Raw genomic sequence first — 15,681 nt, 5'->3', positions numbered from 1 at the left:
ATTATTTGAATTTAAATAGCTGATATTCAGACATTTCAGGAATCGATTTTGCGACAATGGTTTCGTGGTGTGCAATCTGCTCAAAATCACCACACAGCGCATCGGCTTTTTGCTCGATAGACTTGGCTTGCTGTTCTACTTTGGTCTCGATTTGGGTCGCAAAGTTATCCATGCGTTGCTCAAAGGCGCTCATGTCACCGTTTGAATCTGACATTTCACTACCAATCGCAACAAGCAGGCTGCCAATTGATTGCATCATGGCGCCTTGTACAGCAGTTTCTATTTTCTCTTCAAACTGTTCATCAAAATTATCACCGAATTCGTCAAAGGTTTGTTTACCCATCACAAATGCACCTTGCTGGTAGAATGTGCCCTGTACTTGCGCTTCAAGGTCGTCGATAACTGTATGGATGCTGTCTAAGCTGGTTAAGTTGAAAGTTTGTGCTACTTCGTTCAATGCAACACCAGCTAACTTTATGCCCTCAAATGCGATATCGGCTACTTGTGGTAGGCGGCCTCGCAACTGATCGCTATATTGCGTTAGCATGGTTTTTTGCTGTTCACTAAGAGTAATATACTCGCCATTGAGTTTAAGCTCACCTAGGTGAGTGATTTCGGCTGTTTTGCTTTTCGCTGTGGTGATCACTAAGTTATCTGGGGTGATCCTAACGTCATTTTGAAATTCTACTTCACAGTTATCACCGCTAAAGGTGATGTTATTTTTTTCATGGGCGGCAACTGTGGTTGTCATCAATGTTGCTGCGGTTAATAGTAAAATTTTGTTCATGGTCGATCCTTATTGGCTCAGTGACGAAAATAGTACTTCAAGAACAATGCCAAAAATTAATTCTATATAAATCATTTGGTTGTGCTCTTATCAGTAAAATTGCAGCATCCAAAAAGTGATCAAATTGACTAAAATATAGTGGTTTTAGTCACCATTAGAATAGCGATAAAAAATTTTTATTGTAAAGATAAGAAACTCTCACTTTTCAGAATGCAAATTTAGCGCTAAATAGTGATCTTGAGAGACGGCTCTCATTTTTATTAATGACTATTTATTTGGAGTAAGTTGTGGGTAAGACATTCTCTTACGATGCACTTGATGATGATTTTGCTGATGATGAATTTGAAAAGTTGGGTCGTAACCAACACGATAAGCAAAAGCGTAAAGTCAAAAGAAAGCTAGACGACTACTTAGAGCAAAAACGCCTACGTAGAAATCTAGGCGAAGATGATTTCGACTATATTGACGATTAATACCGTGCGTCGGTGACTAGTTAGCACTGAAAGGCTGACGTTATAGTTTGCGTGAACACGCAGATGGTGGATGTTGTCTAGCAGAGCAAGGCCAAGGTTTGCATATCGTGTATGCTAACCTCAGGCCCTATAAGCAGCCGCATTGATGCGGCTGTTTTGTTTAGTCTTTAAATGACTTATGGCAGTCTTTACAGCCTTTTGCCCAATCTTTAAATGCTGGAGCAATTAACTTCTTGTCACCAGATTCAGCTGCAACCGCTAGGGCTTGAGCATACTGTGCAAATTGTTTTGCTTTGCCGTCAAATTCAGCTCTTTTTGACCAAATTGCTGGTAATGCGTCAGTGCTTCCCTTATCTGAACCTTCAATAAAGGCTTCCCATGGCATTTTTGACAGGTGCGCTGCGTTTTGAGCTCGTTGCTTAAATACTTCAGCATCGAATGGCACTTTGCCTTTTAACATATCTCCCATATTACCAATTTGGTAACGGATTAATTGAAAGGATGCTTGACGGTATTCGATCGCATCATCAGCTGATTCGAACATAGTATTAGCTTGTGCAGTGGCTGCAAGACAGCTAAATAATGTGACGGTAAGTAGTTTCTTCATAATAAACCCCTAATAATTTATCCCTATTTTCAATGTAACTTATAAAGTTAATCAAGCAATTGCGATAAGTGTCAGCGGTGACGGCTGAACACATGAACGGTAATACCATTTTGCCTCAAAGTATTAAGTAAAATGGTATCATTGACGCATATCTGTCGTACTAATTTTATTTCTAATCGTGAATCGGTATTAGCTTTCTATATCTTTAAATATCATGCCTCTGCGCATGCTCCGTGTCGCGAGAAAAATCTCGGCTAATAAAGACACAAATGCACCGATAAGTAAAACCATCGCGGCAATAAAGCATGATGACAAAGTAATACCCAGTGGCATACTGTACAGGTGTGACATGAACAGTAGCATAACCACAGCACATACTAGCAGCGCACTCAAGACACTCATACTAAATGCCACGTGAATAAATCGAGACCGTTTTAATAATGCGCGCATTTCACGACTAAAGTGCATTTTTAACTCTTCGTCTTGGGTCGTGTTAATTTTTCTGTCCAACAGCCGGGCTCTGTCTGTGATCCTTGCTAAACGATTTGAAAGCACACCTAAGGTCGCAGCAATACCTGTAATTAAAAAAACAGGCGCAACAGCCGTTTGGATTACTTTAGCCATTGTGAGAATGCTGACGACTTCTGGGTTCATATAATTACCTCGTTAATTCCAGTGTAAATTTGATAGTGTATTAGGCTGCTCGCCAATGAGCGTTTGGCGCACTTTATTTTGTTCATCGAGCAGTATGAGTCTTGGGATCCCTTTGTTGGCATAAGTGCTATAAATGGCTCTATTTGGGTCTGCAACAAAGTGAATAGGTAGTGCCATGGTGTCATTAAATTGTTTCAATGTCGCTGAGTCCTCCTCGCGACCAATGGCGATAACCGTTAAGTCTGGTTGGTTAAGCAATGGTGACTGTTTAAGCTCTTTCAACAAACGTTGAGAGTCAGAGCACCAAGTTGCAAATAATATCACGAGCTTTTTGTGGTCAGCATCAAATGCTATGGCGTTATTGTTGATATCAGTTAGGTTGAGGTGTTTAAAGCTATCACCAGTTTGAACATAGGTTTGGTATGCCTGCTCTGTTGGCGCTTCGCTGGATGCTTTGCATCCGCTCAGTCCAGTTGTGAGCATAGTTGCCAGCAGCAAGGTTTTTATCGTTGTTTTCATGCTTTATCCTTGTTAGCGAGTGAGTATTTTTGCAGTACGTTGCACATTTAAGTATATTGCCCCACTTAACTGATTTCTGAAAGCCCAATTTCTACTACCTCTTGGTATCACAGTCGTTACTATGATTTATCTTTCGTTATTTGGACTTGCGTTTGTTGCTGCTACTTTATTGCCTGCCTCTTCTGAGCTGGCGCTCAGTGGGTTGGTGACACAACAGCAGGGGGAGTTATTATGGTTATGGGCTGCGGCAACCTCAGGTAACTTACTCGGGAGTTGCGTGAACTATTACTTAGGTTGGTTTATCGTCAAGTGGCGTGATAGACGGTGGTTTCCTGTTTCTCAAAAGCAGTATGAGAGAGCATGCGGGCACTTTAATCGCTATGGTAAGTTTTCGTTGCTTTTTGCTTGGCTTCCTATTGTCGGCGATCCACTGACTGTAGTCGCAGGCACACTGAGAACGTCATTTTCATGGTTCTTGGTGCTGGTGGCGTTAGGTAAGGGGATCCGCTACGCGCTGGTGATATTCCTTGCCTTACAGGTGATGTCGTAAGGCAAGGACGAGCTGAGCTTGTTGCTATTCGCTTTTATGCCAATCGAGCGTCAGTGAAACTGAGTCTGCAAACCTTAACGCGTGGGGTTTATCAACCGTGACTTTTGCGTAGGTAACAGCTTGGTGCTGATGGCATTGAGATAAAATGTCGGCAACCAGTTTTTCAAGTAATAAAAAGTGACCTTCTTCTACCAGTGAGATGACGGCTTTAGTTACGGTTTTGTAATTGAGCGCATGGGCGACGTTATCGTGGTCTAAGCAGGCGGTATCTGCTGGGTAGTGGATTTCAATATTGATCACCACATCCTGTTTCTTCTCGCGCTCTTCTGGGTTGAACCCAATAAATGTGCGCAGCCGTAAATTTGTTACTTTGATAATGGCATTTGACATTGCGTGCTTATCCTTTCACTAACTGCAAAAACTCATTACGGGTTTTAGGGTCGCTTCTAAAGTTACCTAACATGACGGAAGTGCGCATGCTCGAGTTCTGTTTCTCAACACCGCGCATCATCATACACATGTGTTTTGCTTCCACAATCACACCCACGCCCTTAGCTCCCGTTACTTCCTCAACCGCTTTAGCGATTTGATGTGTAAGTTGCTCTTGGATCTGAAAACGGCGTGCAAACATATCAACAATACGTGCAAATTTCGATAAGCCAAGGACTTTGCCATCTGGAATATAGGCAATATGGCAACGGCCAACGAAGGGCAGCAGATGATGTTCGCACATAGAGTACAGTTCGATGTCTTGAACCAGTACCATATCATCGGCATCCGATGAGAATACAGCGTTGTTGGTAATTTCATCTAATGTTTGACGGTAACCTTGTGTAAGATACTCCATCGCTTTTGCGGCACGTTTTGGCGTGTCCAGTAGGCCTTCACGGTCGGCGTCTTCGCCAACAGCCTCGATAATTGATTTATAACTTTGTTGTAATTCGTCTTGCATAGTGTGTTACCTCAAATGGCGGCCACCATCGATTTGTATTGTGCGTCCTGTCATATAGTTACTGTTGAGTATCATTTCGACGCTGTTTATGACTTCTTTGCTACCAGGTTCAATTCCCATAATAGACTTTTTCAACGTTTTTGCTTTGTATTCCTCACTATCATCTTGATTAAAAATAATCAGTGATGGTGCGATACTGTTCACCTTGATCTTAGGTGCAAATTTGGCTGCAAATGATCGTGTAAGGTTATCCAATGCGGCTTTACTCGCAGCGTAAGCAATGTGCTTTGGACTACCTTTTTCTACTACATAATCAGTAATGTGGATCACATCAGTGATGGATCCACCCGCCAGTAGCAGGTTGCTCAAAGCATGATTGAGCAAGTAGGGAACTTTAGCGTGAATTCGCATCATGTTGTCAAACAGTGCCGAATAATCGGAGTTGTGCGCTTCACAATCCCAACTAGAGGCGTTGTGAATGATCCCGCGAAGTGTTGCAGTGTGAGCGCTAATTTCTGTGCTCAGTTTAGCAATCGCATCTGGCTCATCAAAGTCGGCATGAATGCAGATCACCCCTTGTGACTCTAAGTCATCGATCACGTCGTGTCTGGTTCGATAAGTCAGGATGATAGGTTGCTGACTCGCTATAAAGTGGTTAACCATAGCAAGTCCAATACGCTGTGCGCCACCGGTAATTAAGATAGGTGCAGCTGCTGGGCTCATAAATCAGTTACCTTGAGGAGTTAAAAATAATAGCTAACAGGGTGCACTGGTCGCGGGCACCCTGAAAAATGGGATTATAGTTCGTCGTAAACTGTCGGAATAGGCTGACGCTTATGTTGTGTACGTTGATAAATGGCGATCAACTTTTCACTTACCGCGTCACTAACAGGCTTGCCTTCAAGGAAGTCGTCGATATTATCATAGCTAAGGCCAAGCGCTTCCTCGTCGGTTAGACCTGGGCGATCACACTCTAAGTCAGCGGTTGGTGCCTTGCTTACTAATTCTGCAGGCGCACCTAAAAATGCAGCTAGTGCACGAACTTGACGCTTTGATAGGCCAAATAAAGGCGCCAAGTCACAGGCGCCATCACCAAACTTGGTATAGAAACCCGTGATGTTTTCAGCGCTGTGATCCGTACCTACAACTAAGCCTCGTGTCAGTCCTGCAATTTCATATTGAGCAACCATACGTTGGCGAGCTTTGACGTTACCTTTAATAAAGTCAACGCTGGCTTGAGAAGGTAAAGCCAGATCGCTACCGGCCATCGCAGCCAAAGCTTGTTCATGCATCGCGTCTGTGCCTGGTTTGATGTTAACAGTCAGGCGTTTACTTGGCTGGATAAAGTCAAGTGCGAGTTGGGCTTCATCCTCATCTGCCTGCACACCATAGGGTAAGCGCATGGCTATAAATTGATATGCTCCAGTACCATGCTCTGCGTTTAGCGCATCAACGGCAAGTTGACACAAGCGTCCACACGTTGAAGAGTCAACCCCACCGCTGATCCCAAGCACAAGTGTGAAGCAGCCAGAGGCTTGTAATCTCGCTTTTAAAAAAGAGATACGTCGGTTAACTTCAAATTCTGGGTCAATAATTGGCTGGACTTTCATTTCCGCCATGATTGCTTCGCGCATACAGGTTCCTCAATACGATTGTGGGGCAATAAACTTCTATTATGTTGTTGTAGGCGCGTTTTTTAAAGCCCTAAATGCTGTTTGATTTCGGCAAGCTCTTGCTTGAGTTTATTAATCTCAACCATTAACTCTTCAATATCGTTATTACTAGCAGCACTGACAGTTTGTTCCGTTGATGCTATCGCCTGAATATCCTGATCACCGAACAGGTGTTGATAGCGGCTTTCTCTTTTACCTGGCTCGCGAGTAAGTTTAATCACATATTCAAGCTCTTGCATGGCATTGAGCGTGGATTCAACTTCCTGTACTGATGCAAATTCGGCGAGACGATTGCTGCGAGTACGCAGTTCTCCTGGAGTTTGAGGGCCACGTAATAGCAATAAGCAGAGGATGGCTTTTTGTTGCGCATTCACTTTAAGGTGACCAAAGTCACTATTACAAAAGCGCTGACTATATTTATCTACGCGGCCAGATAAGGCTTCATCGCAAGTAATTAAACGCTTTTCTTGTAAGCGATTAAGTGTATCCAGTACTTGGTGCTGAGAAAGCGCCATTACAGGGTCGCGGTTTGACTTTTGATTACATGCGTTGGTCAGGCCATTCAGTGACATAGGATACTGTTCTGGCGTAGTCACTTGTTTTTCTATTAGGCTACCCAGTATACGTTGTTCATGAGCATCTAGTTGCATCGCTTTCCTTATTTATTGTGATTTTACAGTTAATATAACGCCAATAAATCGACTAGCAAAGCGCGCTCGATCACTTTATTGTGCACTAGGTGATCGCAATTGTGTTTCTTTGGGGGGAAGTAGTTCGAGCAATTTGGTTTTGAGCGCATCAAAATCAATCGGTTTGGTGAGGTAATCGTCCATACCAGCATTGATGCATTTTTCCCTATCACCTTGCATCGCATTCGCTGTTAACGCAACGATGGTACAGTGTTGGTGGACTTTGCCTGCCACGCCTTGGCGAATTTGTTGTGCAGCTTGATATCCATCCATTACCGGCATCTGACAGTCCATAAAAATCAAGTCGTAAGGCACAGCGATGGACTGTAGATGTGTAAGTGCTAACTCTCCATTTTCGGTACAAACCACGGTAGCGCCCAATCGCTCGAGCATAGTTACCGCAACGGTTTGGTTTATTTTGTTATCTTCCACCAAGAGTATCGAACAGTTCAAATCAATATTTTCGTCACTGCCGATGCCAGATGCGTTATGTTTTGGCGTAGAAGGGTCTTTATACTCAGCGTTAAATACACGCAATGCGGCGTGAGGAGTAATGGGGTAATACACACAATCACAGTAAGAGAACTGTGCCACAGGCTCATCGCTTTGCTCTCCCATGGCAATGACGTGAACGATTTGCTGTTCTAATAACAACGATTGTAATGCATTTTGCTCGGTCTCTGAGGCGGCATTGAGTAGTGCGGCATCCAAAATAACGGCGAGGTGATTAGATGGCTGTCGCAGCTGCGTCATTAGCATATCTAGTCTATTGGTGTGAAGACAGGCTATATGCCAAGGCTTCAATAATTTGCTGTAGTCTTCTATCACTTCAGTCAAAATATATAAGGTTGCATCGTCAGATTTTTCATGGGGAATAATGGGAGTTGCGGCACTCAATAGCACATTGCAAGAAAAGGTACTGCCCACGCCTTCTTTGCTAAACGCTTGCAAATCTCCTCCTAAAAGCTGACTAAGTTGCTTTGCAATAGTAAGACCAAGACCTGTACCACCATATTGACGTGTGGTCGATAAATCAGCTTGGGTAAATGAGTCAAATACCTTCTTTAGCTTTTCTTTCGAAATACCAATACCGGTATCTTCAACGCTACACCAGAGTTTAGTTTGCTCGCCGGTTTGTTCCGTATGGCAGCTTAAAGTAACCGAACCATCATGGGTGAATTTAATGGCATTACTCAGTAGATTATTGAGGATCTGCTTGAGTCGATTAGGATCTGTTTGCGCGGTGTGGACTTTCATGCCCGACAAGTCAATATGCAGGCGGTTATTGTTAGCCTGTGCTGATTGAGTAAACCCAGATAGCATATTGCTGAGCATTTCAATTAAGTCGAACTCAACAAACTCAATCGTGAGTTTACCGGCTTCTATTTTAGAAAAATCGAGAATGTCATTAATTATCGTGAGCAATGACTTAGCTGAGTTATGTGCCAAAGACAATTGATGATGCTGTGTTGGTGTCAGTTGTGAATGCATGACAAGTTCTACCATTCCCATCACCCCGTTTAGTGGTGTGCGGATCTCGTGGCTCATACTTGCTAAAAATTCGGCCTTCATTTTGGCAGACTGCTCCGCTAAGTCTTTATCAATGATGGCTTGGTTTTTTGCCCTTTGGTGGGCTCGGTTAATAAATAAGCTACCGAGCATGGCAGCAATTGACTTCATCAAACGAATATCGCTTTGTCCCCAGTCAGGGTTTTCAATTTCATATTCTGCACAGAGTACGCCTAAGGAATTATTTTTGTGACTTATTGGGCAACAGAGCATTGCTTTGATCTCGAATGGCTCAAGGTAAGTCGTGGCTAGCGAGAGTGTGGCCGGGTGTGTTTCTGCTTGTTCAGCAGCGATTAACTGACCATTTTCGATTTCACTGAAAAACGCTTGAGCAATCAATTTTCGCCATGGCGGGAAATGGGCTAAATTATCTACGGTAGAATTTGAGAAGCAAACAGGAAAAAGCAGGCTTTTGTCGTCATTAAACTGCCAAATACTAATTTTGTTGGCATCTACTCCTTTTTTGCAGGTTTCAGCACACAGAGATAACGCTTTATTGAGGTGGTTATTTAAAACGGCCTCGTGTGAACTTAGATAAGCCAGCAATTCGTTATTTTTGGCAAACTTGTCATGCTCCATTTCCATGATTTTGCGCTTGTGTATGTTTTGAATTGAGCCAAAAATATGGGTGGTGCGTTTACCGTTTCGAATTGATTTTGCTTTTACTAAAACCCACAATTCCTCTGCGTTGGCGTTGGCGTTGGCGTTGGCGTTGGCGTTGGCTGTGTGGATAATAAATTCTTCTTCAAATTCAGCCCCCGTTTTAATCAGCAGGTTAATACAATCTTGCAAACGCTTTCTGTGTAACCCTGGTTTAAAGAACTCGGTGGTATTCATCCAGGTAGGTTGAAATTGTGCGGGTACATCGAAAATACTCCGCGTCACGTCTGACCAAATAATGTCGCGTGTATTTACGTCGATTTCCCATGCGCCGACTTCTGCTAGAATCCCCATATTCGTTAGAGACAAGGCATTACGTTGGAGCTGCGATAACAAACGAGTAATAAAAATAAATGCAGCGATAAAAATAACAATAAGCGCGATAATGGCAAGGCGAAATGGCCAAATGGCTGTTGCCTCAGGCTGCCACCCAATTCTGGGGACGGCGTATAACTCCCATTGCCCTGAGGGGACATTAACGCTGAAGGCGATAGGTGCTAATGCATGAATATTTTCATTACCGTAAAAGTACTCACCTTCGCGGCCTTTACCATCGATACCTTGTATGGCGATGAGGTATTGGCTCTCTAAAGTTTGTAAATTTGCCTGTTGATAGAGGCTATCCATATCCAAGACCACGGACAATAAGCCCCAAAACTGTGCTTTTTCCTTAAATACGGGGACTCTGGCGATTAATCCTGTGCCGCCTTGTAATAACTCTAAAGGGCCTGCCATTACAATCTCGCGACTCTCTTTGGCGAGCAAGGCGCCATACTTTTGCGTAGGGTGGCTTTGATAATCCAAACCAATGGCCTGTTCATTACCCGCTAGTGGGTAAATGTAATCGAGCCGCATATTTGGTGCTGCCCCGACATTTCTGAGAATTTGACTACTGTCGAACAGGGGTTTGGCGAGTTGCTCAAAACGCTGCTGGGAGAGTGCGCTTTGGTCGGCAAGAGCAATACCAAGCCCTCTTACGAGTTGAACATTTTTTGCTAATATTCCTTCAATTTTTGTGCGATAGACATTCACCTCTTCGGTCGAGCGGCTTTTTTCTATTGCAACCAAGCGACGATAATTCACTTGATCGACATACCACGCCACAGCAATGATCACGACTAGCAGTAGCCAGAAGCTGTATTTCACAAAGCGAAACTTAAGCGGTGATGTCGATAGTTCAGATATCATGGTGCTTATGTATTGAAGACGATGACTTAACTATAGTTCAGTCCACGCAAAGCGAAATCTAATTAAACAAATAAAAATGCTTTAACTTGATTGTCTTATAACTGTGACACAGTCGAGAAAGTTGGTTTATTGTGCGATGACATGCTATATCTTCTAGGCATAAATTTGCGCTGCCCATATTGTTAAGGATGCTTATGCTTACTTGGATTAAACGAATTGCTGTCTCATTGCTGTTATTGGTACTTTTAGGTACTGCTAGTATTTATGGTCTGCTTGCTTTGAGTCTACCGGCGTTAGACGGTAAAGGCAGCACAGCAAGTATAGAACATCCAGTTACGGTAGCACGAGATTCATTGGGGCAGGCCGTGGTGTCTGCGAGCTCAAGAGCCGATGCCGCATACGGGCTCGGTTTTGCTCATGGTCAAGACCGTTTTTTCCAGATGGACCTGTTACGCCGCAATGCTGCAGGTGAACTTAGCGAACTATTTGGCGCTGCAGCAATTGAACTAGATGAGCGTATGCGCTTCCATCAATTTAGAAAGCGAGCAAAGCATATTGTGATGTCCATGCCCAGTGCGCACCGAAAAATGCTTGAACGTTATACTCAAGGTGTAAATGATGGCCGCATGCAATCTGGCTTTACAAGCTTTGAATATCTACTACTCGGTGCAACAGCGCAGGCTTGGCAGCCTGAAGATAGTCTACTAACCATTTTTAGTATGTATCTAGACCTACAAGCGGCCACCTATGAGCGAGACGAAGCGCTGATCGCGCTAGAACAGAGATATGGTCAAGAGATGCTGGATTTTTTATTACAGCCAAGCCAGTACCAAGCCGCCTTAGATAACAGTGTGATTCCAACTGAGCCAGTGACTATTCCATCATTACCACAATCCGTTGCTGCGGCGGTTCAACCTAAGCCGATTGCTGACTCGCCACTTTATGGTAGTAATAATTGGGCGGTAACTGGCGCATTGACTGAAACAGGTGCCGCAATGCTTTCTGATGATATGCACCTTGGATTGAATGTGCCATCAATTTGGTATCGCGCACAGCTTAACTATCAACATCAGGGTGAAGATATTCAGGTAACTGGGGTAACGTTACCGGGAGCGCCTGCAATTGTGGTTGGGAGCAATAACAAGATAGCGTGGGGCTTTACCAATGGCTACCTTGATACTGCGGATTGGGTGGAACTCACGGCTGACACTGAAACGCAGTTTATTGCCGAAACAATTAACTTACCTGACGGTAAGGTACATACCTATCAATTAGAAATGAGTCCATTTGGTCCTGTGAAGCAAATTGGCGAACGCAAGTTTGCACTCAGCTGGGTGGCGCATCAATCTTATGCGGTAAACCTTGAACTGGTTCAACTAGAGCTATTAACACGCGTAGACGAAGCAACGGCGCATGCCAGTCAAGTTGGGATCCCCGTTCAAAACCTGATGGTTGTAGATAGTCATGGCGGGGCAGCATGGACGCCAATGGGAGCGATACCTGCTCGTCAGCATGCGTATGATACGGCTGTCAGTGCGAATGAATATGAACCAACATGGCAAGAAAATGAAGTGGAGCGACCGCAAGTTCAAAACCCAGCCAATGGTAAACTGTGGACTGCAAACTCCCGCGTTGTATCGGTCACTGATAACCAACGTTTTGGTGATGGTGGCTATGCACTTGGTGCTCGAGCAGTCCAGATCCGTGATGGGTTGTTGGCTAAGGAGCATTTTACCGAGGCTGATTTTTATCAACTACAACTAGACAACCAAGCTAGATTCTTAACACCATGGCATAACGCTTTGGTAGCCTTATTGCGCGGCCAGAATACGTCAAACTATGAACAGGACTTAGCACTACTGAGTGACTGGCAAGCTTGCGCCTGTGAAGACTCTGTAGGGTATACCTTAGTAAAAGCATATCGTAATGCCGTTATCGATACTCTCTATGCTCCGATAGAAGCCGCGCTGCAACAAAATAAGTTATCACTGCAGCCACTTAAGCGTTACCTAGAGCCTGGACTTTGGCAGTTGCTTGAGGCACAACCTGATAGTTGGCTTGGCTCGCACCAATCATGGTCAGACCTTCAGCTCTCAGCCTACCAATTGGCTAAGCAACAGCTCAGTGAGCGTTTTGGTACTAACATGGCGGCATGGCGCTGGGGGGAGGTAAATGCATTGAAAGTTCAGCACCCGTTTTCAAAGCAAATCCCTATGCTGAGTGGATTATTAGACATGCCAACGGTACAAGGGTTTGGTGACTCTTTTATGCCTGCGGTGCAGGGCAAAGCATTCGGGGCTTCTCAGCGATTTATTGCACAGCCAGGACATTTACAAGATGCGATCCTTACGATGGCTGGTGGCCAGAGTGGACATCCACTATCACCGTTCTATCGCTCAGGATTTAAGGCTTATGCTGAAGGCAAAAACACCCCACTGTTGCCACAAGCGCTGACGCATACCATTGAGATTAAACCAGAGTAACCGAGCAAAGGGGAAACCGAGCTATTGCACGGTGGAGTCATACCTAGCTCATGCAGGTTAAAGACGTTAGGGGGCTGATGAACTCTCCTTAAGCCTAGAAATTGTTGGCGCGACTGAAATGCGGTTGCGCCCATTATGTTTGCTGTCGTAAAGGGCTGCGTCAGCATGTGAAATGGTGGTTTCAAAACTGTCTTGATGATCCCAACTGGCAATACCAAAACTCATTGTTACGGTGAGTTGACTGTTTTGAAAGTGTATATTTTCAATGGTAAGACGAAGTTGCTCTATCCGGTGTATTGCTTCTTTAGTTGAACATGGTGCGAGTACTATCAAAAATTCTTCGCCTCCCCAGCGCACAGCAATATCTGCAGGACGAATATGTGATTTAATGGTATCTGCGACGTTTTTTAAAATTTTATCTCCTTTGTCGTGTCCATAGGTGTCATTGATCTGTTTAAAGTGATCGATATCAGCCATGACCAAACACAAAGGTGAATGCGTTGAGACGCAGCTTTCTTTTGCGTGACTAATAAGCTCCCGAGCATAATGGCGATTAAACATCTGTGTTAATGGATCATGTGCGGCAAGCTCTGCGAGTTTGTCTCGCTGTTGAACGGTCATTTTGCGAATGTGACTAATGGTGTAGATCATCGGTATGCCACAGATAAGCACATTAGCAAAGTGCACAAACGGTACTAAATCTGGATAACCGTATTGGTATGGTATATCACCAAAAAGTAGCTTTAGGGTTGCAAATAAGGTGATAAGCAAAACGGAATAAATCACGGCGTTGCGCAACTTGAGTTGATAGTCTAACAGCATTAAACAAGACACGGTCCATAAATAGTATTGGAACCCTAAAGCCATGCCTAAATATGCACAGACCAGTGTAGCGTGGATTGCAACCTCAAGGCAAAACACACGCAGGGCAACAGACGGTTTGTCAGTATCTATAAACTTAATGCCAACGTACCACATGGCTACGCTACCAATGTTGACTATTGCCAATGCGGTCACTTCTAAGTGCCAAAAAACCCCAATTAAGCCAACATGTAGCCACATACAATAGACAGCTACTCGCCGTAATAATGCGAACTTCATTGCTTCTACTTGGTCTGGCTTGCTGTAGGGGTGATATTTAGTCAAATGTAAGCTCTTGAGATATTCACAATAAAACAAGTATAGAAGCTCAATTTTGATTTGCTGCCTATTTACCGAGGTTTGGATAAGGAATAGGTTAACGCGTGTTTTTAAAGTCTACCTCCGCTAAACTCAAGTTATTCGCTCAGTATTCAGCAAGGTGAACTGTGTTAGAGTGATAAGTTGATAACATAAGCTTTGGAGTTGACATGTCTATAGAAAAAGCGCGGATCACGCTATGTAACCTAGAAAAGTCCGACTACGACCAAGTGAAATTATTAATGGATGAAGCCTATCCAGACCTCGGGGGGGCATGGCCAAGTCATACGATATTTAGACTGATTGATCAGTTTCCTGAAGGGCAAATTGGAGTAAAAGATGGCGATCGTATCGTCGGTATTGCGCTGAGTGTGCAAGTTGACTACCAGACATTTTCCAATCCACATACCTATGAAGATATTGTTGATGCCCATAACCGTATCTTTAGTGATAGTAATGCCGATGCGTTGTATGGCCTTGATGTGGTCATCGCGAAAAGCCACCGTGGTTTACGGTTAGGTCGACGCTTATACGACGCACGAAAAGAGCTATGTCGTCAGTATAACTTACGGGCAATCCTCGCGGGCGGTAGAATTCCACTATACAAACAGTATCACGGCAGCATGTCGCCAATGGAATATATCAACAAGGTTGACCATAAAGAGTTACATGACCCTATTTTGAGCTTCCAGTTAGCCAATGACTTCCAAGTAAAGCGTCTGTTAAAGCAGTACTTACCTGAAGACCAAGATTCTGAAGGATATGCGACATTGTTGGAATGGAATAACATTCTATTCGAACCTACAGATACGGTGATCGAAAGTAAGAAAACGATAGTGCGAGTAGGGGCGGTGCAATGGCAAATGCGTCGCGTTGGATCCGTTGAAGAATTAATGAAGCAGGTCGAATACTTTGTTGATACGGTATCAGACTATCAAAGTGACTTTATCCTTTTTCCTGAGTTTTTCAATGCGCCCTTGATGGGACTCGATAACTACAAAAACCAAACCGAAGCAATTCGTGCATTAGCAACGTATACCGAGCAATTCCGCGAAGCAATGTCACAAATGGCAATCGAATATAACGCCAATATTATTACCGGTTCGATGCCATTACTTGAAGGTGACAAGCTCTATAACGTGAGCTATCTCTGCCATCGTTCGGGCAAAGTTGACGAGCAGCGTAAGATCCATATAACCCCTCACGAAGACTATGACTGGGTGATTAAAGGTGGTGATAAAATCGAAGTATTTGACACCGATGCGGGTCGAGTCGGTATTCAAGTGTGCTACGACGTGGAATTTCCAGAGCTATCGCGGATCATGGCAGAAAAGGGGCTAGATATTCTCTTCGTACCGTTTTGGACTGACACCAAAAACAGCTACTTACGTGTGCGTCACTGTGCACAGGCCCGAGCCGTGGAAAACGAGTGTTATGTGGTGATAGCCGGAAGCGTTGGTAACTTACCACAAGTAGAAAGCTTAGATGTGCAATATGCGCAATCGGCAGTACTCACGCCATCTGACTTTGCGTTTCCTCATGATGCGGCGCTCAACGAAGCAACACCCAATACAGAAATGCTACTGTTCAGTGATTTAGACTTAGATAAGCTCAAAATATTGCACAGTGAAGGCACAGTGCGTAACTTACGCGACCGAAGAAAAGATCTGTATTCTGTGGAGTTGAAAGAAAAGTAAC

The 15,681-nt window shown here is 44.0% G+C and carries 15 protein-coding genes; 4 read left to right on the top strand and 11 right to left on the bottom strand.

Annotation, left to right across the window (positions count from 1 at the left end):
* Position 1: 1 nt before the first annotated feature.
* Positions 2 to 787: a YggN family protein gene (locus CEX98_RS19570; protein WP_099643685.1), complete on the bottom strand. Its 786-nt coding sequence runs from the start codon at positions 785 to 787 to the stop codon at positions 2 to 4.
* 287 nt (positions 788 to 1,074) lie between these two features.
* On the opposite strand from CEX98_RS19570, the gene CEX98_RS19565 reads away from it, so the two are divergent.
* Positions 1,075 to 1,260: a PA3496 family putative envelope integrity protein gene (locus CEX98_RS19565; RefSeq protein WP_099643684.1), complete on the top strand. Its 186-nt coding sequence runs from the start codon at positions 1,075 to 1,077 to the stop codon at positions 1,258 to 1,260.
* A gap of 160 nt (positions 1,261 to 1,420) precedes the next feature.
* On the opposite strand, the gene CEX98_RS19560 is transcribed toward CEX98_RS19565, so the two are convergent.
* The 3 genes from CEX98_RS19560 to CEX98_RS19550 all read right to left on the bottom strand — a co-directional run bounded on the left by CEX98_RS19560 (position 1,421) and on the right by CEX98_RS19550 (position 3,040).
* Positions 1,421 to 1,867: a c-type cytochrome gene (locus tag CEX98_RS19560; protein WP_099643683.1), complete on the bottom strand. Its 447-nt coding sequence runs from the start codon at positions 1,865 to 1,867 to the stop codon at positions 1,421 to 1,423.
* Positions 1,868 to 2,056: 189 nt separating this feature from the next.
* Entirely contained in the window at positions 2,057 to 2,521 is a 465-nt protein-coding gene (locus CEX98_RS19555; protein ID WP_099643682.1) for a DUF2721 domain-containing protein, read from the bottom strand.
* Between the two features lie 12 nt (positions 2,522 to 2,533).
* Positions 2,534 to 3,040 carry a TlpA family protein disulfide reductase gene (locus CEX98_RS19550; protein ID WP_099643681.1) on the bottom strand — a complete coding sequence of 169 codons (507 nt, stop codon included), beginning with the start codon at positions 3,038 to 3,040 and terminating at the stop codon, positions 2,534 to 2,536.
* Between the two features lie 121 nt (positions 3,041 to 3,161).
* Here CEX98_RS19550 and CEX98_RS19545 point away from each other — a divergent pair, with 121 nt between their 5' ends.
* The gene (locus tag CEX98_RS19545) at positions 3,162 to 3,590 is read left to right on the top strand and encodes a YqaA family protein (RefSeq protein WP_099643680.1); all 429 of its coding nucleotides are present in this window, start codon (positions 3,162 to 3,164) and stop codon (positions 3,588 to 3,590) included.
* A gap of 24 nt (positions 3,591 to 3,614) precedes the next feature.
* Here the strand turns inward: CEX98_RS19545 and folX are convergent, their stop codons facing one another.
* The 6 genes from folX to CEX98_RS19515 all read right to left on the bottom strand — a co-directional run bounded on the left by folX (position 3,615) and on the right by CEX98_RS19515 (position 10,321).
* Complete coding sequence (gene folX, locus CEX98_RS19540; RefSeq protein ID WP_099643679.1) at positions 3,615 to 3,980, bottom strand: dihydroneopterin triphosphate 2'-epimerase; 366 nt, start codon at positions 3,978 to 3,980, stop codon at positions 3,615 to 3,617.
* A 7-nt stretch (positions 3,981 to 3,987) separates the two neighbouring features.
* Positions 3,988 to 4,542, bottom strand: a complete 555-nt coding sequence (folE, locus tag CEX98_RS19535; protein WP_099643678.1) for a GTP cyclohydrolase I FolE — start codon at positions 4,540 to 4,542, stop codon at positions 3,988 to 3,990.
* A 6-nt stretch (positions 4,543 to 4,548) separates the two neighbouring features.
* Positions 4,549 to 5,265 carry a dihydromonapterin reductase gene (folM, locus tag CEX98_RS19530; protein ID WP_099643677.1) on the bottom strand — a complete coding sequence of 239 codons (717 nt, stop codon included), beginning with the start codon at positions 5,263 to 5,265 and terminating at the stop codon, positions 4,549 to 4,551.
* Between the two features lie 74 nt (positions 5,266 to 5,339).
* On the bottom strand, positions 5,340 to 6,176 hold the full coding sequence (gene nadE / locus CEX98_RS19525; RefSeq protein ID WP_099643676.1) for an ammonia-dependent NAD(+) synthetase: 837 nt from the start codon (positions 6,174 to 6,176) through the stop codon (positions 5,340 to 5,342).
* A 62-nt stretch (positions 6,177 to 6,238) separates the two neighbouring features.
* Positions 6,239 to 6,865: a YceH family protein gene (locus CEX98_RS19520; RefSeq protein ID WP_099643675.1), complete on the bottom strand. Its 627-nt coding sequence runs from the start codon at positions 6,863 to 6,865 to the stop codon at positions 6,239 to 6,241.
* 75 nt (positions 6,866 to 6,940) lie between these two features.
* Positions 6,941 to 10,321: an ATP-binding protein gene (locus CEX98_RS19515; protein ID WP_099643674.1), complete on the bottom strand. Its 3,381-nt coding sequence runs from the start codon at positions 10,319 to 10,321 to the stop codon at positions 6,941 to 6,943.
* A gap of 194 nt (positions 10,322 to 10,515) precedes the next feature.
* Here CEX98_RS19515 and CEX98_RS19510 point away from each other — a divergent pair, with 194 nt between their 5' ends.
* Positions 10,516 to 12,804, top strand: coding sequence for a penicillin acylase family protein (locus CEX98_RS19510; protein ID WP_099643673.1), 2,289 nt, complete (start codon positions 10,516 to 10,518; stop codon positions 12,802 to 12,804).
* A 66-nt stretch (positions 12,805 to 12,870) separates the two neighbouring features.
* Here the strand turns inward: CEX98_RS19510 and CEX98_RS19505 are convergent, their stop codons facing one another.
* Positions 12,871 to 13,950: a GGDEF domain-containing protein gene (locus CEX98_RS19505; protein ID WP_099643672.1), complete on the bottom strand. Its 1,080-nt coding sequence runs from the start codon at positions 13,948 to 13,950 to the stop codon at positions 12,871 to 12,873.
* A 203-nt stretch (positions 13,951 to 14,153) separates the two neighbouring features.
* Here CEX98_RS19505 and CEX98_RS19500 point away from each other — a divergent pair, with 203 nt between their 5' ends.
* The gene (locus CEX98_RS19500) at positions 14,154 to 15,680 is read left to right on the top strand and encodes a carbon-nitrogen hydrolase family protein (protein ID WP_099643671.1); all 1,527 of its coding nucleotides are present in this window, start codon (positions 14,154 to 14,156) and stop codon (positions 15,678 to 15,680) included.
* Position 15,681: the final 1 nt, after the last annotated feature.

It is taken from the genome of Pseudoalteromonas piscicida (genome assembly GCF_002744175.1).
Classification (GTDB): Bacteria; Pseudomonadota; Gammaproteobacteria; order Enterobacterales; family Alteromonadaceae; genus Pseudoalteromonas; species Pseudoalteromonas piscicida_B.
Note: the sequence above shows the minus strand (reverse complement) of the source record. Positions and strands in the feature narration are given on the sequence as shown.

What these genes read in the sequence shown, in the direction of transcription:
- folE (WP_099643678.1), bottom strand. Translation starts at nt 4,542, where the DNA reads ATGCAAGACGAATTACAACAAAGTTATAAATCAATTATCGAGGCTGTT.
- CEX98_RS19570 (WP_099643685.1), bottom strand. Translation starts at nt 787, where the DNA reads ATGAACAAAATTTTACTATTAACCGCAGCAACATTGATGACAACCACA.
- CEX98_RS19545 (WP_099643680.1), top strand. Translation starts at nt 3,162, where the DNA reads ATGATTTATCTTTCGTTATTTGGACTTGCGTTTGTTGCTGCTACTTTA.
- CEX98_RS19515 (WP_099643674.1), bottom strand. Translation starts at nt 10,321, where the DNA reads ATGATATCTGAACTATCGACATCACCGCTTAAGTTTCGCTTTGTGAAA.
- CEX98_RS19520 (WP_099643675.1), bottom strand. Translation starts at nt 6,865, where the DNA reads ATGCAACTAGATGCTCATGAACAACGTATACTGGGTAGCCTAATAGAA.
- nadE (WP_099643676.1), bottom strand. Translation starts at nt 6,176, where the DNA reads ATGCGCGAAGCAATCATGGCGGAAATGAAAGTCCAGCCAATTATTGAC.
- CEX98_RS19560 (WP_099643683.1), bottom strand. Translation starts at nt 1,867, where the DNA reads ATGAAGAAACTACTTACCGTCACATTATTTAGCTGTCTTGCAGCCACT.
- CEX98_RS19510 (WP_099643673.1), top strand. Translation starts at nt 10,516, where the DNA reads ATGCTTACTTGGATTAAACGAATTGCTGTCTCATTGCTGTTATTGGTA.
- folX (WP_099643679.1), bottom strand. Translation starts at nt 3,980, where the DNA reads ATGTCAAATGCCATTATCAAAGTAACAAATTTACGGCTGCGCACATTT.
- CEX98_RS19550 (WP_099643681.1), bottom strand. Translation starts at nt 3,040, where the DNA reads ATGAAAACAACGATAAAAACCTTGCTGCTGGCAACTATGCTCACAACT.
- CEX98_RS19500 (WP_099643671.1), top strand. Translation starts at nt 14,154, where the DNA reads ATGTCTATAGAAAAAGCGCGGATCACGCTATGTAACCTAGAAAAGTCC.
- CEX98_RS19555 (WP_099643682.1), bottom strand. Translation starts at nt 2,521, where the DNA reads ATGAACCCAGAAGTCGTCAGCATTCTCACAATGGCTAAAGTAATCCAA.
- folM (WP_099643677.1), bottom strand. Translation starts at nt 5,265, where the DNA reads ATGAGCCCAGCAGCTGCACCTATCTTAATTACCGGTGGCGCACAGCGT.